We start from the raw sequence: 21,702 nt of genomic DNA, 5'->3' as shown, positions 1-21,702 counted from the left end.
TCTTTCATAGTTACTTGTGCAAAAATACCAAAAATTATACTTTTGACATTCATACTTGGAAAAATGTCATCCCTAAAACAACTTTATTCACAATCAATTATCTATGGATTAAGTACCATTGTCCCTCGTTTATTAAACTACCTGCTTGTTCCTATACACACTAACGTTTTAACCGACCCTAGGCAGTACGGCGTAATTACTGAATTTTACGCTTACATTAGTTTTTTACTAATATTCTTGACCTTTGGTTTGGAAACTGGCTATTTCCGTTTTGTAAATAAGTATAAGGATGACGAAAGAGTTTACTCTAATGCCTTTACCTTTATTCTTTCACTTTCTTCCTTTTTTTTCATTGCTGCTTACCTTTTTTCTGGATCAGTTTCAAGTTTATTAGGATCTGGGTATTTACCCATTTACATTATCACTACTGCAGCAATCGTATCGCTAGATTCCATTACCGCTTTACCTTTTGCCAAACTTCGTAACCAGAATAGACCTCTTGTATTTTCGTTTATAAAAATTACCGGTGTTGCTATAAATGTATTGTTAAATATTATTTTTTACCTGGTTCTTAAACCCTCATACTTAAAAAATTTATTCCCTCATATCGATCCTTTATTTTATGTATTTCTATCTAACTTTATTCAAAATGTTGTTGTTTTTGTATTGGTTACATATTTTACTGGTTTCCCAAAAATTAGAATCGATAAAAGTTTGATGAAGGAACTTATTTGGTATTCTTTCCCTATTTTATTAGCAGGATTATCCGGTACTACCAACGAGGCTTTCGATAGACTTTTTATAAAGTACTTATTACCTAAAAGTGTCGACTCGCTTTACCAATTAGGGATATATGGTGCCTGTGTTAAACTGGCTGTTCTTTTAGTACTTTTCGTACAAATGTATCGTTTTGCTGCTGAGCCTTTTTTCTTTAAATCTTCCGGAAGTCAAGACCACAATAAACTTTTTGGAAAATCATTTAAGTATTTTCTAATCTTTTCAATTGTTATATCACTCATAATAACTTTTAATTTACCAATACTAAAGTTTTTTATTGGCAAAAATTATCGTGAGTCGCTGTATATAGTACCAATATTACTTTTAGCAAATATTTTTTATGGTCTATTCTTTAACCTTTCCTTTTGGTATAAACTAGCTGATAAAACAATATATGGTTTAAAGTACACTGTTATTGGATCAGTTATAACTATAATTTCTAATATAATTCTTATTCCAATAATTGGCATTTATGGTGCCGCTCTTAGCCGTTTAATCACATATGTAACTATGACTCTTATGAGTTATAGCGATGGAAGAACATCTGGTTTTGTTTCGTTCGAAACTAAAAACATAAAATTTTATCTTATTTTTATATTATTCATTACTTTATCTGGAACTTTATTATTGGTATTCTTAAAACCTTATTTTTCGCTATTAACAGCAAATATTTTAATTGGAATATTTATTTACGAATTCATTAAGAAAGAAAACATAAAAATTACTTTATGGAGATAGTTAAAATTCTGAACAAATCAACGTTCGATAACCCTACATATGCTACTGAGCATTCCAGCGGTGTCGATTTAAAAGCATTTATCGATGAGCCAATAAATTTAAAGCCATTAGAAAGAAAATTAATACCTACAGGACTTTTTATAGAATTACCTGTTGGTATTGAAGCACAGATTCGCCCTAGGAGCGGTATGGCTTTAAAAAAAGGTTTATCAATACTAAACACTCCTGGCACCATCGATTCCGATTACCGTGGCGAAATTGGAGTAATAGTTGTAAATTTAAGCAATGATATTGTTACAATTGAACCAGGCGAAAGGATTTGTCAGATGGTTTTTACAAGGTATGAAAAAGTATCTTTTGAAAACGTAAACAAAATTTCTGAAACCGACAGGGGTGCTGGCGGTTTTGGATCAACTGGTCATAAATAATGAAAATTCTAATAAATTCAGTATTAGTTTTTCTTTTTTCTGTGAATTTTATCTTTTCACAGAATAAAATAGATGTTTTGAATAATCAAAAAAAGGAAATACTAAAACAGATAGACGAAAACAATAAACAAATCGATATAATTAATAAATCAAAAAAAGCTACAATTAACGAGTTAACATTAAAATTAAAATCTATCGAATTACAAAACAGGTTGCTTATAAATATAAAAAGTCAAATAACAGAAATTTCAAAAAACTTAACTGAAACTACCTCGCAAGTTGACAGTTTATCAATTCTTATAGATACTCGAAGAAATGAATTAATTAGAATTTATAAATCATACTTTAAAAAGTTAAAGAGGAAAAATGATTTATTAATACTTCTACTTTCATCAAGTAGTATAAATCAAACTTATACCCGACTTAAAATGTATAAAAATCTTGTTAATTATTTCAATCAACAAATATCATTACTTAATGAAAATAAGATTGAATTAGAACAGAAGAGGTCAAATTATGTACTTTTTTTAAAAGAACTAAAACTTAAGGAAAATGAATACCAAAAAACTATATCTGCTCTAAATAAAGAAAAAAATGAATTAGAAGCAACTAAAAAGGATTTAGAAAAAAAGAAAATTGAGTTAACAAAAGAAATTTCAAATCAAAAAAAAGCATTAGCATTAATTGATAACGAAATTAAAAGAATAATTGAAGAGAATGCTAGAGCTCTAAAATCTATGAATAAAGAAAATACTAAGAGATATAATGAGTTAAGTAATATTTTCAAGGAAAACAAAGGAAAATTACCACCACCTGCATTAAATAGCAACGTTTTAAACTACTTTGGTGAAAGCAATCACCCAATACTTAAAAATGTAAAAGTAAAGAATAACGGAATCGATTTAATACTTAACAATACTTCAGCGGTTCAAGCAATTCACAGAGGTGAGGTTAAAAAAATATTTAATGTTCCATATGGGGGAAGGGCTATTATTATTCGACATGGTGAATATTTAAGCGTTTACTCTAATCTTAGTGAAGTAAGTGTAAAAGTAGGACAGCTTGTAAATGCTGGCGATAATTTGGGGAGTGTAATGAAACAAGCCGATAATACACTTGTTTTACACTTTGAGATATGGAATGAAAAGGAGCCTGAAAATCCGTTAGACTGGTTGAAATTTTAGTAAAATCATTTTTTTCATAATTTTGCGTAACCTTTACTAAAAAATATAGTATAAAAAAATTACAACCTAAAAGCCATGGAACGAACAATTACAATTCCAAGCAAGTTAGAGCAAATTAGTTTAATCGAAAAAACTATTGATGAAATAACAGAAAAACTTACTTTAACACCCGATGTGTATGGAAAAATATTAATTGCTGCTATCGAGGGTGTAAATAATGCTATTGTTCATGGCAATAAGCTTGACGATAAAAAAGTGGTTAAGGTAAATATAAAAATATGCGATACTAAAGTATGCATAACCATTTCTGACCAGGGTAAGGGTTTCGATCCAAATACTATTCCAGATCCAACTATTCCGGAAAACATTGAAAACATTTCGGGCCGTGGTGTGTTTCTTATGAAAAAGTTGTCTGATGAAATTGCTTTTGAGAACAACGGAACAACAGTAAAAATGACTTTTAACATTTAATGGCTATTTTTTTTTCATATAAAACACCATCCATCTCAAATAGGATATCCAATAAAAACAATATAAAAAAGTGGATAATTTATATTATTGAAAAAGAGTTTAAGAAATCAGTTGGCGATATTAACTTCTATTTTACTGACGATTCTGAAATACTTGAAATCAATAAAAAGTATTTAGATCATAACTATTATACTGATATAATAACTTTCAACTACTGTACAGAAAATTCAATTTCTGGTGATATTGTTATTTCAGTCGATACCGTAAAGTCTAATGCCAAGGATTACAATGTTACATTCGAAAATGAGTTACACAGGGTAATTGTTCACGGAATATTACATTTGCTTGGATTTGACGATTCTACTGAGAAACAAACGAAGGAAATTAGGGAAAAGGAGAACTGGGCTTTAAAAATTTTCTACTCAAAATGGAATTAGCCTTTGATGTTGTTGTTGTTGGAGGAGGACATGCAGGGTGTGAAGCAGCTGCTATTGCTGCAAAAATGGGCTCCCGGACACTTTTAGTTTCAATGGACCTTACTAAGTTAGCTCAAATGAGCTGTAATCCTGCTATTGGAGGAATTGCAAAAGGTCAGATTGTTAGAGAAATTGATGCACTTGGTGGATATACAGCAAAAGTCACTGACCTCACAACCCTACATTTCAGAATGCTTAACCAAAGCAAAGGCCCAGCCATGTGGAGTCCACGTGCTCAAGCCGACAGAATGCTCTTTTCAATTGAATGGCGAAAATATCTTGAATCGCTCCCTAATCTGTATTTATGGCAGGATGAAGTAATTGATTTAATTGTAAAGGAAAACAGAGTAGAGGGTATAATTACTAAGACGAATCAAACTGTTAAGTGTAAGGCTGTTGTTTTAACAAATGGAACCTTTTTAAACGGTAAGATACACATTGGAAACGTCAACTTTACTGGTGGACGAATAGGCGAATTAAATTCACATGGCTTAACCGAGCGTTTAGTTCAACTTGGTTTCACAACTGGGAGAATGAAAACAGGAACACCGGTAAGAATTGATGGTAGAACCGTTAATTATAGTAAGCTTACTATACAAGAATCACAGGAAATATCCAAATTTTCATTTAATCCCGATTATTTTTCAAAACTACCGCGCAAGCATTGCTACATAGTTAACACAAATCAAGTTGTACATAATATTTTACGCGAGGGCTTTGATCAATCGCCCCTATTTACTGGCAAAATAAAAGGCATAGGACCTCGTTACTGCCCAAGCATTGAGGACAAAGTACATACCTTTGCCGAAAAAACATCACACCAACTTTTTTTAGAGCCTGAAGGTGTTTTTACTTATGAAATGTACTTAAATGGTTTTTCGTCATCGCTACCAGTTGATATCCAGTACAAAGCTTTAAAATCAATTCCCGGTTTTGAGAATGTTCATATTCTTCGACCTGGCTATGCAATTGAATACGATTATTTTGATCCAACACAGCTAAAACATACATTGGAAACTAAAATAGTTCAGAACTTGTTTTTTGCTGGTCAAATTAATGGTACAACAGGATACGAGGAAGCAGCAGGTCAGGGCTTAATTGCAGGAGCTAATGCGCACCTTAAGGCAAACGATATAAATGACAATTTTCAACTCAACAGAGACGAAGCGTACATCGGAGTGTTGATTGATGATTTGGTAACAAAAGGTGTTGATGAACCCTACAGAATGTTTACAAGCAGAGCCGAATACCGCATACTAATTCGTCAAGACAATGCCGATGAAAGGTTAACGCCAATTGCAGCAAAGTATAATATGGTAGACGAAAACGATGTAAAACGGCTGGAAAATAAGATTAAAAGCATTGAGGAACTGAATCAACTCGTTAAAGAATATTCTGTATCGCCTACCGAAATAAACCAATACCTTACCTTAAATAATTCTGCAAAAATTACACAAAAAAGAAAGCTCTACGATATCGTTTTACGGCCGGAAATATCGCTAAAACCAACACTTGAACACCTAAATATAAATATAGATTCATACGATTATGAAGCCATTAACGGAGCAGAAATAAAAATTAAGTATAGTGGCTACATTGAAAAAGAAAAACTAATTGCAGAAAAAATAAATCGATTGGAACATATTAAAATACCCGACGATTTCGATTTTAATCAGCTTAACTCATTAAGCACCGAAGCCCGGATAAAGCTAACACGCATAAAACCCAAAACTATTGCTCAGGCAAAACGAATACCCGGAATTTCGCCTAGCGATATTAATGTATTATTGGTATACTTTGGAAGGTGATGTTCCACGTGGAACAATTTTATATTTTAACGTAAATATTTCCAAAAATAAGTATATAAATATTAGTGTATTAAGATAATTCATTAAAGTGTTCCACGTGGAACACTTTAACAAAAAGTTTAAGTAAAACATTAATTGGATGTTCATGAAGAGTTCGAATTCAATATCGGGAAAACTGGTTGACCCTATCGGTCGCAGAATTGTAAGCGCCAAAATATACATACAGGATGGTGTAATTACCCAAATAGATGAATCCTTGGACGATGAAAATGTTTATATAATTCCTGGATTTGTCGATTCGCATGTGCATATTGAAAGTTCATTGCTTGTGCCTACTAGGTTTGCCCAGGCTGCAATTAAAAATGGAACCGTGGCAGTGGTTGCCGATCCTCACGAAGTGGCAAATGTAGCAGGGATTGAAGGGGTGCGCTTTATGATAGAGAATTCAAGGCAATCCAAGCTGAAATTCTTTTTTGGAGCGCCATCGTGTGTGCCAGCTTCGCCCGTGGATGAGTGTTTTGAACCCTTTACTCCTAGAGAGGTTGCAAAACTGTTAGACTTGCCTGAGGTTACCCACCTTGCCGAAATGATGAATTTTCCCGGAGTTATTAATGGTAATACTGATGTTCATTCAATACTAAGTGAAGCCAAAGCAAGGAATAAGCCCATTGACGGTCATGCTCCGGGATTGAGCGGTGAAAATCTTGCAAAATATGTTTCAGCCGGTATTACTACCGACCACGAATGCTTTACCCTTGAAGAGGCTAAGAAAAAAATTGAACTTGGGATGAAGGTTCTGATTCGGGAGGGTAGTGCCGCTAAAAATTTTGATGCCCTACACCCAATAATTGGACAAAACCCAAGTATGGCTATGTTCTGCACTGACGATTGTCACCCCGATGAGTTAATGGGCGGGCATATAAATAAGCATGTGCGCAAAGCTATTGCGCTAGGATATGATATTTTTGATGTGCTGCAGGTTGCTTCGGTTAACCCCGTTAACCACTATAGGTTAAATGTTGGATTGTTGCAGCTGGGCCAACCTGCCGATTTTATAGTAGTTGACAACCTAAAGGACTTTAATGTATTATCTACCTATATTAAAGGTGTTAATGTAACCAATTTTGAGGAAGATTATGCCGCTGAACCCCCATTGTTTAGCTTTCCAAATCACTTTGATCATCATAAAATCAAACTAGATTTTCCTTCTGGCAAACCGGTTAAGGTTATTAAAGTGATTGAAGGCGAGTTGATCACCAAAACTTTAAAAACCTCTGTACCTGGTTCTGGCTACGATTTTGATAAAGATATTCTAAAAATTGTTGTGCTAAGTCGATACAACCCAAACAATATAGGGATTGGGCTTATCAATGGTTTTGGAATGAGGAAAGGAGCCATTGCAGCAAGTATTGCCCACGATAGTCATCATATTGTCGCCATAGGCGCAAACGACGACAGCATAGTGCGAGCCATTGATTATATAATTAAAAGTCGGGGAGGAATATGCTACTATGATGGAAATGAGACTATGGGTTTGGCCTTGCCGTTTTTTGGTTTAATGACAAATGTTGATGTAAGCGATGCTGCTAAGGAGTACTCACTGATTAACAAAAAATTAAAGGCCGATGGATGTAAGCTCCATGCGCCATTTATGACCATGGCATTTATGTCGCTATCGGTAATACCGCATTTAAAATTAACTCCAGCAGGACTATTTGATGTTGATAGGTTTAGCCTAACCTCCATTTTTGCGGAATGATGTAAATGGAAAACCTTTCGAGCATATCATTTTTATCATCTTTACCCGATCTGCCTGGGGTTTACCAATTTTTCGACTCAACAGGCAAAATAATTTATATTGGCAAGGCCAAAAACCTTCGAAAACGAGTATCGTCGTATTTTAACCGCTCCCAGTACGACTCTGCAAAGGTAAGGGCGTTGGTTTCAAGGGTGGCCGATTTAAAGTATATTGTAGTAAACTCGGAATCCGATGCGCTCATACTCGAGAATATACTTATAAAAAAACATCAGCCCAAGTATAACATTCTTTTGCGCGATGATAAAACCTACCCATGGATTGTAATTAAAAACGAGCCTTTTCCCCGTGTAACAACCACACGTCGATACGAGAACGATGGATCAATATATTATGGACCATATACATCGGGTCGTTTACTTAAAGCATTACTTGATTTAATTCGGCAACTTTTTCCCATTCGTACCTGTGAGCTAAACTTAACTCAAAGTAATATTGCCTCTGGAAAATTTAAAGCTTGCTTAGAGTATCAGATTGGAAATTGTTTAGCGCCTTGTATCGGAAATCAAAAGGAAAACGATTATTTAATCAACATTAATGCTATAAAAAAAATTCTTGAAGGTGACCTTAACGAGGTGCTCCGCCTGATAACAGCCGAAATGAACAAAGCCGCTCAGGAGCTAAAATTTGAGCAGGCTGCATTGCTTAAGGAACGGCTTAGACTGTTACAAAATTTCCAGGCCAAAAGTTCTGTAATATCAAAGGGAATAAACACTGCTGATATTTTTACAATTCAAGAGAGCGAAGGTTTTGCTGTTGTTAACTACTTAAAGGTAAACAGTGGCGTGGTGGTTCAATCGTATAATTTACAAATCAAAAATATTGTTGATGAGTCTATTGATGATATCTTTTCACAGGCAATACTAGAGATTAAGGAGAGGCTTAACCTAAAATCTACTACTTTTCTTGTAAATATTAACCCTGCATACCAGCTGTCCAATATAAAGTATCACATCCCAAAACAAGGAGAAAAGCTTAAGCTTTTAAAGCTTAGCCTACGAAATGCTGAAGCCTACATAAAGGAATTAATTAAAAGTGACGAACGGGCAAATCCTCAAACCCGTGCCCTAAAATACCTTGAGCAGTTAAAGAAGGATTTACAACTACCGGAACTTCCAATGGTTATTGAATGCTTTGATAATTCGAACCTACAAGGTACTAATCCGGTTTCGGCCTGTGTTGTGTTTAAGAATGGAAAACCCGCTAAAAGTGAGTATAGGCATTTTAATGTAAAAACGGTTACTGGTCCTGACGATTTTGCTTCCATGCGTGAGGTTGTTTACCGAAGATATAAAAGGTTAATTGAAGAGAATAAGAGTTTGCCAAATTTAATTGTCGTTGATGGTGGTAAAGGACAACTAAGTTCTGCCTATGAAACCCTTAAAGATTTGCATATCGAGCATATCCCCATAATTGGTATAGCAAAACGACTTGAAGAAATTTACCGACCCGGCGATTCAACTCCCTTGTACCTCGATAAACGTTCAATGTCCCTTAAGCTAATTCAGAATATTCGCGATGAAGCGCATAGGTTTGGAATAACATTTCACAGAAAGAAAAGAGAAAAAAAGAACGAAGCATCGATCTTGGAATCAATACCTGGTGTAGGAAAAAGAAGCGTTATAAAACTTTACACCCGCTTTAAGTCATTAGAAAATATAAAAAAGGCCTCCCTTGAAGAGCTTTCGGAAGAGGTTGGGGCAAAAACAGCCAGCAATATCGTGTCGTTCTTTAAAAAAATATAGGTAGTTTTGCAAAAATATTCTGTATTTATGTCAGCCTTTCAATTGAACCAGAATACTAATAATTTATACAACAACTTTTTGGATTTAACCCAGAAGTGCGATTCCGGAAAGCTTTATACTATCCACGATAATTTTCCTTTAACTTCCGATTCTTGTTCAAATGTTTTTAAGTCAAGTTCATTTAAATCAAACATCACCTTTGAACCTAAACCCCTTAACCAAAATCATTTAATTCCGAATGCTTATTTTATTAGCATGATTGTTTCAATGCTAATAATTTCATCAATAATAGTAGGTTACGCAAAATATCTTAGAGTTTTTATTCAATCACTATTCTACGATTTTATTGCTGAAAAAACCCTTAACGATTATAGCGTGCCCTTTATTAAGCTTTCTCGTTTACTGGATTTCCTATCAATAATATCTATAACATTTGTAGTTAATATTATACTCGAGCAATTTTTAGGATCAATGCAGGTATCCTTACTCTCTTTAGCTTTACCCGCTCTTGCACTTATACTTTACAGAATTTGGATTTGGATACTACATAAAACTTTATTGCTGGCTACTGATAATGCAAGCCAGGTTAACTATCTCTATTTTCACAATACTTTGAATTTGAGAATTTTGATGCTCTTTCTTATACCTACATCGCTTGCAGCAAACTATACCATGTCGCCCTTACGAATAGTATTTATCTATATATCTATTGCACTGATTATTATCGCTTTACTATATCGATATTTTTACTTTGTAAAAATCTTTATAAAGCATAGGGTTTCATTATTGTATTACATTTTGTACCTTTGTGCCCTTGAATTGCCTATAATATTAGGGGTAACGTATTTGCTGAGAGTGAGTTAAGTTTTTGTTGGTTTTAAAAACATAGGGCCTTGAAAATCAAAAAGATTGTTATTTCGCAACCCGACCCCCAGAGCGAGAAATCGCCGTATAATGAATTGTCGGAGAAATATGGGGTTCATCTTGATTTCCGCCCTTTTATTCATGTTGAGGGGGTAAGTTCCAAGGAGTTCCGTCAGCAGAAAATCAATATCCTAGATCATACTGCTGTAATTTTTACCAGTAAAACTGGCATTGATCATTTTTTCAGGATATGTGAAGAAATTCGCGTAACAGTTCCTGAAACCATGAAGTATTTCTGTATAACCGAATCAATTGCTCATTACCTGCAGAAATACATAGTTTACAGGAAGCGTAAAATCTTTTTTGGCGATAACACTTTCAAAGATCTACTGGATATAATCCTTAAGCATAAGGACGAAAAATTTTTATTGCCACTTTCCGATCCACACAAACCGGAAATACCTAAGGCATTAACAAAAGCCAAGATAAATTATACCAAAGGGATATTCTATAAAACTGTAAGTAGCGATCTGTCGGACCTTAAGCCATTCCCTTACGATATGATTGTATTCTATAGCCCTAATGGAATTAAATCGCTATTCGATAATTTCCCCGATTTTCAGCAGAACGATATAGCAATTGGCGCCTTTGGCGATACAACTGCAAAAGCAGTGAAAGATGCGGGTTTAAGGCTCGATGTTAAAGCCCCAACCGATGCGTTTAAAAGCATGACACAAGCCTTAGATCACTTTTTGAAAGAGCAATCAAAGAAAAAATAAAATAATAGAGGGGGGAATGCTAACCCCCTTTTTTGTATGCCTCAAAAACTTAGGAAAAAGAATATAATCCATTTGGAAAACGAGGTTAACTCGCTGTTAAAATCGGAGTTATCACGTTTCCATTATCCAATCAAGTTAATATACCAAATAGATGAAAAGATACCCGATGGCATTGAGGAAAACCCCCACTACAAAGTAATATTTATAATTCCTAAGAGGTATTTAAAAAAAGCCTATAAAAGAAATCTAGCAAAACGAAGGCTTAGAGAGGCTTTTCGCATTAATCAAAACTTACTTGACCAATTCAGGGAAAGCGGAAAAAGGGTTTACCTGGCTTTTATATATGTTTCGGCCGAGGTAGTTCCTTTTAAACAATTGGAATCGGCAGTTGTTAAACTGTTAACCAATCTTAAGTAAAATGAAATTGGTTAAGTACCTTAAAATAATATGGAAAAATGCCGTTAGGCTTTTGGCCTACATTCCTATTCTCTTAATAAAGATTTACCAAATATTTTTATCGCCATACCTACCTAACAGCTGCAGGTTTACCCCTACCTGTTCCGCATACAGTGTTGAAGCGTTAAAAAAACATGGTTTTTTTAAAGGGTTATGGTTGTCAGTTAGGAGAATTTCACGATGCCACCCCTGGGGTGGTCATGGGTATGATCCTGTACCCTAGGCTTTTTTGAGAATAATCCTAAATGTTGAACCAACCCCAGGCTCCGAACGAAAAACAAAGATTTTTCCTGAGTGGTACTGTTCAACAATACGCTTTGCTAAACTTAGCCCTAGCCCCCAACCGCGTTCCTTTGTGGTGTAGCCAGCCCTGAATATTTCTTTTTGCTTCCCCTTTTCAATCCCTTTACCTTGGTCCTGTATGTCAATAATAACGTTGTTTTTTTCAACAGTTGCTTCTATGCTAATAATTCCATTCCCTTGCATAGCATCTACAGCATTTTTAAGAATATTTTCCAAAACCCAACCTAGAAGTATATGGTTTGCTTTAGCATATATTGGATTGCCGGGGCTGAAGTTGAAAGCAATTGTCTTTGGGCATCTTTTGCTCTGGTAGTTAATGGAATCGGTAATCAAATTAGTTATATCAATGCTATCGAGACTTGGTGATGAGCCAATCTTTGAGAATCGGCTAGTTATGGTTTCAATTCTTTTCACATCTTTTTCAAGTTCAGTCACCACTTCGTCGTTGGGGTATTTCTCAGAAAGTAGCGATGAGCAAGCCATTAGCGATGAAGTAGGAGTTCCAAGTTGATGTGCAGTTTCCTTTGCCATCCCGAGCCATATTAAATTCTGTTCCGATTTACGTGCCTGACCATAGGAGTAAAACGCTATTCCTATAAAGAATGCAATTATAATAAGTTGAATATAAGGATAGTAGTTAAGTTTTTTTAATGTAATACTATCAAAGTAGTATACATAGTTTTTTGATCCATCGGGCAATTCAATTGTTATTGGATCGTGTTCAGCCCTCATTTTGTTCAGAAGATTCGAAACATAAACAGTATCCTGGATGTCAGGTAATTCAATATTTCGAAAACCAATCACTTTCCCAGTTTCATCGGTGAGTATTACGGGTACAGTTCGGTTGTTTTGAACTATCTCAAAAATCAGTGAAAAATCCTCACACGAACCCATTTCGTTTGAGATGTATTTAACGGCATTTGCCCATAGGTCAATTTTTTGCCGCTCTTCCTGCTTAAGTTCCGATACAAAACGATTTGTAAAGTAGATTGTAATAAACGAAACGGTAACCGCTGCGATTATTAGTGTTAACAGAAACTTATTTTGTGGACTAAGAATTTTCATTTTACTCGTTCTTTAGGGTGTCGATTTGCTCATCCCACTCCAGCATGTAACCCACACCTGCATTACCACCAGTTTTTTCCTTAGGTTTTATTTGAGGACTATTTTGTATAGAAACGCTATCGGTTTGAACGGTATTGTGTATACCGGATTCAAAACCTTTCTTGTTTATCCATTCAACCTTATAGCTATCGTTTTGGCCAAATAGTTTCAAGTATAAATTAATAGATCCATCGGTAGAGGAATGAAAATCAATATGATCGGATTTCACAAACTTTCGTTTTAACAAATTACTTATGTTAATCCTAGCAATATACTCATATCTGTTGTCAAAATCGTGAATCCCCGAAACATTCATTAGCAAGACATTGGATTTTATATCCATATTAGGGATAATAAACTTACGATTTTCAATAGTAATCTTATTTTTCAAGGTATCAAAAGCAATAACCTTTACCTGGTCCAGGTTTAGCCATTTGGACAATTCCTTAATTCTGTCCATCCCTTTCAGTTTTCCTTGAACCACTTGAACATCGGAGAATAGCTTAAGGGAGCCCATTTCAACATCGCCTTTATCATTTCTTTTGAATTGTATATTCATAATGCCCTTAAACCGTCCCGAAAGATTATCGGCTGTAATGTAGCTTTGACCCCAGTTATCAAAGTTTTTGAAAACATTTTCAATTGAAACATTGCTAACCCAAAGGTTTGTGTGAACTGAATTGCTATGTGATTTAAATCTTCCAGAAACGTTGCCATCAAAGCAATCGGCAGTAAAGTAATCTGCTGAAATTGTGTCGCCATTAATTATTCCGTTGGCTTTTAGGCTATTAAGTTTTAAACGATTGTATGTAGCTCTTTTAAAATTGAGCATAAATGACATTTTTGGTAGGTCAACCCCTTTGGTAGATGTGTTGCTAGTTCTATCAGTAATTAGATGAACTATATCGTTGTAATCTATATGATTGCCGTAAAGATATATGTTTGGTGAATACCTTTTTTGGGTATAGGATTCCAGGAAATTGGCTTGATTAATATTAAAGTTTATATCGGTTGAATCGGATTTAAAATAGCCTGCAATGTTTAAATCGTTATTAATCGCTATAGTTCCTTTAACCGAAGGCTGATTAAATGAAATGTTTTTCTTGTTTTCGAAAACTAGATCGGATTTAAGAAGTAGGGGAGTAATACTTTCCGTTTTTGGGGCATACGATATTAATGCTTTAAATTGACCTGTTGTTTCAATATCAATTTCAGGGTTTTGTATTCTTAAATTGTGGCTTACATAACCCTTAGCTAAAATTACCAAGTTATTGAACCCTTTTATTTTTGCGTTTAAGCTAATTTTTGAGTTATTACTTTCAATAGATGCTTTAGGAATATAGCTGAAGTGTTTTGAAAAATTGTTAGTTAGTAAAGTATAACCCTCTAAATTGGTTATGGTTGTCTCTTCGTTTTTAGCTATCCATTTCAATTTATTGCTATTATAGCTAACCTGAAAGGTATCAACTTTTTCAAAACCCGATGATAGTCTAAGGTATGCATCTGCTGTAATTACACCCTTTATTTGGTCAAAACTTTCAAGATACGGCAAGTACGATAGATCTTGTGCTTGAAACCGGTTTGATTTAAACCTGAATGCGGCTAATTGGCTATTAAAGTCATAAATACCCGAACCGTTTATACGTAATGATTTTATTGATGATTCTAAATTATAGATATACAACTTATTATCACTATTTTCAATATCAAAATTTAGCTGATGCTGATTGGTAATTTTAAAATATTCACCAACGGTAGTGTTACTCAGCTCGCTTTGAATGGAAAATAGCAACTTCGTATGCTCCGTTTTGAACTTGATGTTTAAGTTTTTCCCTGAGCAGTTTAGCACTGTTTTACTAACGCTATCTAACAATTCAAAATAGAAATTTTTAAGACTAATCCCCGAAATTATTACGGCAACAGAGCTCTCAGAACTACTATTACTGCTACCGAAAAATTCTTCAGGGTAATTGGTTTGCCATTTTATTCTTGCATTGCTTAGGCTTATATTTTTAATATCAATTTTACCTCTTAGCAATTTAAAAGGGGAGATGCTAATCTGAAAATCATCTGTTTTTAAAACGGTGTCGGATTTAGAGTTTAGGTTAATTACTAATACAAAATCGGTAAATGAGTATGAAAACCTTGGAAATGTTTTAAGGGTATTAACCGAAACGGAACTATAGGTTAAGGATAGGTCGGGATACTTGTTAAGATTTTCCCTAAGGGTGTTTATAATGTATTCTTGCTTGAAAAATAAAATACCTGCACCTGTGAGCACCAGAATAAGCATCAGCAGCAGGAGCAAAATAATGATTCTAAAAATTCGGCGATATATTTTTACCAATATTGCCATATATTTGTTATTAGTTGGGTGTAATTTTATTTGTTGCGAAATTATGCTATCTTTCCAAATGAAGGAATTTTTTTGCCATGATGTTTAAAAAGATATTATTACCAGTTTATGCCATTCTGTGTTTGCATTTGGTTGCACAGCCGCAGAATGCCGACTCCCTGCTGCTTCAACTATACCAAGAATCGAACGACAGCTTACGTGTGCTCATTCTGCAAAAAATAGCCAGGGTTTATGAAGTAAATGAGAACAACCCTGTTCTAGCAGAAAATTACCTGCTTGAGGCTAAGCGTTTGGCGGAATCAATCAAAAGCAATTACCTCCGAATGGAGGTATATACCTCCCTTGGAGTGCTTTACCGAAACATTTCAAACTACGCTAATGCATTAAAGTTTCATAACGATGCGTTAGATCTTGCAAAATCAATCGACGATAAACACCAACAGGCAAAATCGCTCAATAACCTTGGAGTGGTTTATCGCCGGCTCGATAACCACGCTTACGCCTCTGAGTATCATCTAAAAGCTTTAAAGTTAGCCGAAGAGATAAAGGACACATTCAATATTTCAGTAGCCTGCAATAGCCTTGGCAACATTTTTTCGCTAAACGGACGCTACGATGAAGCCTTGGAATACTTTCAGAGAGCCCTCTACCTCTCCCAGCAAACAAAAAACCTGCTTGGCCAAGCTATGAACTTTAATAATATTGGCGAGGTATACGAATTTAAAGGTGATTTTATTAAGGCAAAGGATTACTACTCAAAATCGCTTGATATCAATTACCAAATCAACAACCAAAAAGGTATAGCTATCAACTTTAATGCATTAGGTAAAATTGAACTTTACACGGGAATTCCATCAAAGGCTCAAGATTATTTCACTAAGGCGCTTGTCATAGATAAAAAGCTCAACGATAAAAAGTTTATCGCCGATAGCTACATTAACTTAGCCCGAGCCCAGTTAAGATTAAACAATGAAAGGAGTGCCTACGAAAACGTTTTTGCATGCCTCAGTATTGCCAAGGAAATAAAAAGTTTAATTCATTATCAGCAAGCATATGAGGTTTTATCGGATTACTACCAAAAGCAAAATGAATATAGCAAAGCGCTTGAGTACTTTAAACTATCATCAAGTTACAAGGATAGCGTTTTAAACGAAAAGAATAGCAGGCACATATCTACCATCCAAACACTATACGAGACAGAAAAGAAAGAGAATGAAATTAAGCTATTACTTCAGCAGCAAGAGTTAAAGCAACGGGAAATTACTAGAACTAAAATTCAAACCTACGTCCTATTGATTGGGCTTTTGCTTAGCGGGGCCATGTTGCTGGTTATTTACTTTGCCCTGAGGGATAAGCGAAGAACTGCCGAAAAACTTGCAAGGCAGCTCGAGGAAATTGAGCTAAAAAATGTATTGCTCGAAGAGAAAAATCAGGAGATTGAGCAGCAAAAGCAAGAAATTGAAAAAAACAAGGACTTCATCGAACAAAAGAACAAAAACCTGGAAGAGGCCTATAATATTATTGAAAGTTACATTCAGAAAATTACCGATAGTATTAGATACGCCGAGCGAATTCAAGAATCTATTCAGCCTCCAATAAGTTTTGTGAAAAAACAGTTTTCCGATACTTTTATTTTTAGCCGTCCAAAAGATATTGTTAGCGGCGATTTTTACTGGATGCTTCCCAAGGGAAATAAAGTATTCTTTGCCTTAGCCGATTGCACAGGGCATGGCGTTCCGGGTGCTTTTATGAGTATAATTGGTATCGATTTAATAAATCAGGCAGTAAACCAACACATGCTTTACAAAACTGACGATATTCTTTCATTCATTGACGATCAACTAATTAAACGACTTAGTAAGTCCAAAAACGAAATGATTCTTAAAGATAGCATGGATATTGCTGTATGTGTGTTTGATAAGGAAACCTATCTACTTGAGTATACCAGCGCATTAATTCCTTTATTCCTGCAACGAAATGGCGATGTTCAAGAGCTTAAACCCGATTTTGTAACACTTGGAGCCAAGTTGGCTGGTGCAAGCAGCAAAAATTTTACTGTTAAATCTATTAAACTTACTCCTGGCGATTGGCTATACCTCACATCCGATGGATATTTTGATCAGCTGGGTGGCGATAACCATAAAAAGTTCATGCGATCAAGGTTTAAGGAACAACTCGTATTGACCTCAGGTATGGATGGCCTTGCAAAATGCTCTCATTTTGAAAAGACCTTTTTGTCATGGATGAAACGAAATGAGCAAATAGACGATGTATTGCTTTGGGGAATAAAATTTTAAACAGGATGAAATTTAAATTAGCATTACATCTTCTTGCATTTACCACCTTTTTATTTGTTCATGGTTTTGCTCAGGACAACACAAGTTATGATTCCTTGGTTGTAACTTTTATTAATGAAAACAACATTAGTAAGATAGATGGTTTAATTAAAGTAAATGGTATTAATAAAACCTATTTTAATAATTCGCACACGCTTTTAACCCTCGCAATTTCTAACTCAAATTTAAATCTTGTAAAGTATTTAGTTGATAGAGGCGCCAATGTAAATATTGTGTTAAACACACTGTCACCGTTAATTCAGTGTGCAATATACGATAAGGATACTATTGCTGAATACCTGCTGACCCACGGAGCAATAGTTGATGTCTATAACATTCAACGTAATACTCCATTACTTTATGCAGCAAGGGTTGGCTCTGTAAACACCCTTAAAGTATTGATGCGCTTTAGGGCAAATCCCTTTTTCCAAAACTTTCAGAACTATAACTCTCTTGAGTACGCCCTATCATTTGGCAAAACCGAGGCGGCTAACCTTCTCCGTGATTACATGGTGGCTTACTCCAAAGGAATTTACCCATCCTGTTTCGATGGGCCACATGTTGAGAGAATTAGTAAACGCCGAGCCAGAGTGTTTTACCTGGTTAATGACAGTATAAATTCAAAAGTTTTTGTCGAATCAAAAACCTTTAGGATTACTAATAGTGTTTTTTCCTTTAAAGGTTTTTATGCTACTGATTCAATTAATTACACCGTTAACTTCAATAAACCAAGTATGTATTCCGAAAAAGAGACGGTAATAAATTCAAAAGCTAAAATATTTGCAGTTGGCGATGTTCATGGTGAATATGACAGCTTAGCGAAGTTGCTGTTTAGCAACTCAATAGTTGATAAAAATCTAAACTGGATTTTTGGCGATGGGCATTTAGTTTTTATTGGCGATTTGGTTGATAGGGGCGAACGCGTTACTGAAGTTCTTTGGTTGGTTTATCGACTAACAGAGCAAGCTGAACTATCGGGTGGGCGGGTTTACACATTGATGGGAAACCATGAGACGATTATATTGAACAACGACAATCGCTATATCCACGAAAAGTATCAGATTTTAACACGCGGAAATAAAATATCCTATTCAGATCTTTTTTCCAAAAACGTTTGGCCCGGTGCTATGGTCCGAAACTTTAAGGCTGGAATAGTAATTGATAGCATCCTCTTTGTTCATGCCGGAATATCGTACCAGCTTGCGCAAAAAAATATCCCATTGGTACGAATGAACCAGCTACTTGATAAATTGTATAACCCCGACAATTCTTTTTTAATTGACCCCGATGTTTTTCTTAATGAACTTAACCTCATTTTTTCTGAATATGGTTTACTTTGGTACAGGGGTTACTTGCTACAAACTCCCACAATACCGAAAGCAACTCAAAGTGAAATTAGCTATGTGTTAAAAACATTTGGGGCAAACCAAATGGTTATAGGTCATACTGAAGTTGATAGTATTGCTCCGCTTTATAGTGGAATGTTATTTCCAATTAATGTTCCTTTTGCCCGCAGGGGTATTGTTCCCCAAGGGTTACTCATTGATGAAACTCGAAAGTTTTGGAGTTGTTCAATAAATGGTCAATGCATCTTAATTAAATGAGTAGGATTAGGAAAATAATACAAATATTTATTTTGTGCATAGTAACTTTAAGTTCATATGCACAAGGGAATCTATTTGAAGAACAATCAATTCTGGAAATAGAAATAATTGGCGATTTAAAAGAACTATTCAACGACGTTAATCCCCAAAATGCTCGTTATCACGACATTATTATTTACTATCTCTATGCTGATACCTCAGTATCGCTCCCAGCCAAAGCTATGACACGAGGAATCTTTCGGCGCGATAAATCAAACTGCAAAATACCTCCCCTTGCTATTAAACCGCAAAAGATTAACGATCCAATATTTAACACATCGCAAAGGATAAAGCTTGTTAATCCCTGTATGAACACCCAACGTGCCCAGCAACATATAATAAAGGAGTACTACGCATACCGTATCTATAACATACTTTCGGATTATAGCTTTAAGGTACGATTAGTTAAGTTAGTATATCTTGATAGGTTTGGTAAGTACAAGAATTTCATCACCTATGGAATTTTAATTGAGCCTGTAAAATGGCTGGCAAAGCGAACAAACACTAAAGAGATAGAGACACAAGGGATTATTCAAAATGCCACCTATAGACCGGTTCTTGACGTGATGACAATGTTCCAGTACCTTATTGGCAATACCGATTGGTCAGTTCCTAAACTACATAACATAAAATTATTATACCACGATTCTTTAACCTCAGTTATACCAGTTCCTTACGATTTTGATTTTTGCGGATTTGTGAATCCCCCCTATACAAAACCTCCCGAGATTATTCCAATTACCAATGTTAGAGAACGCTACTATCGAGGTAATTGTCGCCAAATGCTTGAATTGAATTTTACCATTGACTTTTTTATAAGGAAGAAACCTGAAATAATGAATCTCATAACTGCCGATTCGCTTTTAACAGTTCGGAATAAGAATGAAATTTTAGAGTACATCGATATGTTTTACAATACCCTGTCGGATCCTAAGCTTGTCAAAAGAGAATTTATTGATAACTGTAGAAATGAGTGATGCTATCCTAAAAATTGAACGAACTCGATTCAAGATAAGCCTCCAAATTGCTTTTCTGTTTATCCTTTTGATATGGCTAGTCAAGCTGGTAGAGATAATTGAAGGCACATCGTTATATCGGCTAGGACTTCAACCCCGAAGTTTTTCAGGCTTAATTGGAATATTCACCGCTCCTTTAATTCACTCTGACTTTTATCATCTAATAAATAACACAATAACAATATTTATTTTAATTGCAGGTTTAGTTTATTTTTACAGAGATTTATGGTATAAAATTCTTTCCCTAAGCTGGTTGTTAAGCGGAATGATGGTTTGGATTGCTGCTCGTGCTAGTTACCATATTGGTTGCAGCGGTATTATATATGCTATTGCATCGTTTATCTTTTTTAGTGGAGTTTTTCGCAGGAACATAAACCTGATGGCAATATCACTTTTGGTTGTTTTTCTTTATGGAGGCTTGGTTTGGGGCGTATTACCAATATTCCCTCAAATTTCGTGGGAATACCATTTATTTGGAGGAATAACAGGTGCAATACTCGCTTTTGTTTACCGAAGGCAAGGACCTCCTCCACAAACCTGGAGCTGGATGAGCGAAACTGCCGACGATGCTGAAGAAACTTCAGAATATTGGGAAAGTGAAATTTTTGACGAAAGCGATAAGGAAAAACTTTAAACGGAATTTTTATATTTGTAATTCTAAACATTAAACTTTTTACCTATGGCAAAAATAAATGAACCCGAATTTAATGCTAACAACATCAACCTAGTTGGATTTGGCACTGAAATCAATGGCGATATTAAAAGTAGTGGCGATTTGCGTATTGATGGCACTCTGGTTGGTAACCTCAATGTTAAAGGCAAAGTTGTTGTTGGTGAAACCGGTAAAATAAAAGGTGAGTTGGTTTGCAAAAACTCAGATATTTCAGGTGTTGTTGAGGGTAAAATCACTGTCGATGAGCTATTATCGCTCAAATCATCGGCTCGGATAAATGGCGATATTACTGTAGGTAAACTAGCTATTGAACCCGGTTGCAAGTTTACAGGTTACTGCAATATGCTTGGAATGGAAAGCAAAGAAGTTACTTTAGGGCAAGAATAAATCAAATGGGTGTTAAAGTAAGATTTTCTATTACTCTTTTAATCATAGTGTTATCCTTACTTTTGGTTCTATGGTTTTATACCAGCGATACATTAGTAAGGATAACTCCTTTAATTCCGGCTTCTTTAAGTTTTATTGCCTTCTCCTTAATTTCATCAAAGTCTGTATTGCCCCGGATAAAGTATGTGAGCAAGTATTTTATCATTAAGTCAATCAATCTTTTAGTAAACCTTGTAGCGGTCTTATTAATTTTTTTAGCCGGTTTTAGTCACAAAATTCTGTTGGTTATCGTATATTTGATATCGTATCTGGTTTTACTTTTGCATTTCACATATTTTATTG

Annotated in this window: 20 protein-coding genes; 17 read left to right on the top strand and 3 right to left on the bottom strand. The window is 35.0% G+C overall.

Annotated elements, in window-relative coordinates; translation table 11 throughout:
* Positions 1-42: 42 nt before the first annotated feature.
* The 12 genes from WHS63_RS01005 to yidD all read left to right on the top strand — a co-directional run bounded on the left by WHS63_RS01005 (position 43) and on the right by yidD (position 11,765).
* Complete coding sequence (locus WHS63_RS01005; protein WP_445203504.1) at positions 43-1,515, top strand: lipopolysaccharide biosynthesis protein; 1,473 nt, start codon at positions 43-45, stop codon at positions 1,513-1,515.
* Positions 1,506-1,943, top strand: coding sequence for a dUTP diphosphatase (gene dut / locus WHS63_RS01000; protein ID WP_445203503.1), 438 nt, complete (start codon positions 1,506-1,508; stop codon positions 1,941-1,943). Before WHS63_RS01005 ends, dut begins: the two co-directional genes overlap by 10 nt.
* On the top strand, positions 1,943-3,127 hold the full coding sequence (locus WHS63_RS00995) for a murein hydrolase activator EnvC family protein (protein WP_445203502.1): 1,185 nt from the start codon (positions 1,943-1,945) through the stop codon (positions 3,125-3,127). The genes dut and WHS63_RS00995 overlap by 1 nt, the downstream gene beginning before the upstream one ends.
* A 75-nt stretch (positions 3,128-3,202) precedes the next feature.
* Positions 3,203-3,598 (top strand): ATP-binding protein, encoded by a 396-nt coding sequence (locus WHS63_RS00990; RefSeq protein WP_445203501.1) that lies wholly within the window; start codon positions 3,203-3,205, stop codon positions 3,596-3,598.
* A complete protein-coding gene (gene ybeY, locus WHS63_RS00985; protein WP_445203500.1) occupies positions 3,598-4,035 on the top strand; it encodes an rRNA maturation RNase YbeY in 438 nt (145 codons plus the stop codon). Before WHS63_RS00990 ends, ybeY begins: the two co-directional genes overlap by 1 nt.
* The gene (gene mnmG / locus WHS63_RS00980) at positions 4,026-5,882 is read left to right on the top strand and encodes a tRNA uridine-5-carboxymethylaminomethyl(34) synthesis enzyme MnmG (protein ID WP_445203499.1); all 1,857 of its coding nucleotides are present in this window, start codon (positions 4,026-4,028) and stop codon (positions 5,880-5,882) included. Before ybeY ends, mnmG begins: the two co-directional genes overlap by 10 nt.
* Positions 5,883-6,021: 139 nt before the next feature.
* Positions 6,022-7,641, top strand: a complete 1,620-nt coding sequence (gene ade, locus WHS63_RS00975; RefSeq protein ID WP_445203498.1) for an adenine deaminase — start codon at positions 6,022-6,024, stop codon at positions 7,639-7,641.
* Positions 7,642-7,646: 5 nt separating this feature from the next.
* Positions 7,647-9,443 (top strand): excinuclease ABC subunit UvrC, encoded by a 1,797-nt coding sequence (uvrC, locus tag WHS63_RS00970; protein ID WP_445203497.1) that lies wholly within the window; start codon positions 7,647-7,649, stop codon positions 9,441-9,443.
* 27 nt (positions 9,444-9,470) lie between these two features.
* Positions 9,471-10,307: a DUF4271 domain-containing protein gene (locus WHS63_RS00965; protein WP_445203496.1), complete on the top strand. Its 837-nt coding sequence runs from the start codon at positions 9,471-9,473 to the stop codon at positions 10,305-10,307.
* A gap of 29 nt (positions 10,308-10,336) precedes the next feature.
* Positions 10,337-11,086 (top strand): uroporphyrinogen-III synthase, encoded by a 750-nt coding sequence (locus WHS63_RS00960; RefSeq protein WP_445203495.1) that lies wholly within the window; start codon positions 10,337-10,339, stop codon positions 11,084-11,086.
* A gap of 36 nt (positions 11,087-11,122) precedes the next feature.
* Positions 11,123-11,503, top strand: coding sequence for a ribonuclease P protein component (locus WHS63_RS00955; RefSeq protein ID WP_445203494.1), 381 nt, complete (start codon positions 11,123-11,125; stop codon positions 11,501-11,503).
* A 1-nt stretch (position 11,504) separates the two neighbouring features.
* Entirely contained in the window at positions 11,505-11,765 is a 261-nt protein-coding gene (gene yidD / locus WHS63_RS00950; RefSeq protein WP_445203493.1) for a membrane protein insertion efficiency factor YidD, read from the top strand.
* On the opposite strand, the gene WHS63_RS00945 is transcribed toward yidD, so the two are convergent.
* Complete coding sequence (locus WHS63_RS00945; RefSeq protein ID WP_445203492.1) at positions 11,762-12,910, bottom strand: sensor histidine kinase; 1,149 nt, start codon at positions 12,908-12,910, stop codon at positions 11,762-11,764. The genes yidD and WHS63_RS00945 overlap by 4 nt on opposite strands.
* 1 nt (position 12,911) lies before the next feature.
* Positions 12,912-15,305, bottom strand: coding sequence for a hypothetical protein (locus WHS63_RS00940; RefSeq protein ID WP_445203491.1), 2,394 nt, complete (start codon positions 15,303-15,305; stop codon positions 12,912-12,914).
* A 77-nt stretch (positions 15,306-15,382) separates the two neighbouring features.
* Between WHS63_RS00940 and WHS63_RS00935 the strand changes: the two genes are divergently transcribed.
* From WHS63_RS00935 to WHS63_RS00915, 5 genes are read left to right on the top strand one after another with little or no spacing between them, the layout of a single operon-like run.
* Positions 15,383-17,602 carry a tetratricopeptide repeat protein gene (locus tag WHS63_RS00935; RefSeq protein ID WP_445203490.1) on the top strand — a complete coding sequence of 740 codons (2,220 nt, stop codon included), beginning with the start codon at positions 15,383-15,385 and terminating at the stop codon, positions 17,600-17,602.
* 5 nt (positions 17,603-17,607) lie between these two features.
* Positions 17,608-19,245 (top strand): ankyrin repeat domain-containing protein, encoded by a 1,638-nt coding sequence (locus tag WHS63_RS00930; protein WP_445203489.1) that lies wholly within the window; start codon positions 17,608-17,610, stop codon positions 19,243-19,245.
* A gap of 32 nt (positions 19,246-19,277) precedes the next feature.
* A complete protein-coding gene (locus tag WHS63_RS00925; RefSeq protein ID WP_445203488.1) occupies positions 19,278-20,261 on the top strand; it encodes a hypothetical protein in 984 nt (327 codons plus the stop codon).
* Complete coding sequence (locus tag WHS63_RS00920; RefSeq protein WP_445203487.1) at positions 20,254-20,934, top strand: rhomboid family intramembrane serine protease; 681 nt, start codon at positions 20,254-20,256, stop codon at positions 20,932-20,934. The genes WHS63_RS00925 and WHS63_RS00920 overlap by 8 nt, the downstream gene beginning before the upstream one ends.
* Positions 20,935-20,979: 45 nt before the next feature.
* Complete coding sequence (locus WHS63_RS00915) at positions 20,980-21,360, top strand: bactofilin family protein (RefSeq protein WP_445203486.1); 381 nt, start codon at positions 20,980-20,982, stop codon at positions 21,358-21,360.
* 76 nt (positions 21,361-21,436) lie between these two features.
* Here the strand turns inward: WHS63_RS00915 and WHS63_RS00910 are convergent, their stop codons facing one another.
* Entirely contained in the window at positions 21,437-21,565 is a 129-nt protein-coding gene (locus WHS63_RS00910; protein ID WP_445203485.1) for a hypothetical protein, read from the bottom strand.
* Positions 21,566-21,702 lie beyond the last annotated feature (137 nt).

The organism is Tenuifilum sp. (assembly GCF_037481895.1).
Taxonomy (GTDB): domain Bacteria; phylum Bacteroidota; class Bacteroidia; order Bacteroidales; family Tenuifilaceae; genus Tenuifilum; species Tenuifilum osseticum.
Note: the sequence above shows the minus strand (reverse complement) of the source record. Positions and strands in the feature narration are given on the sequence as shown.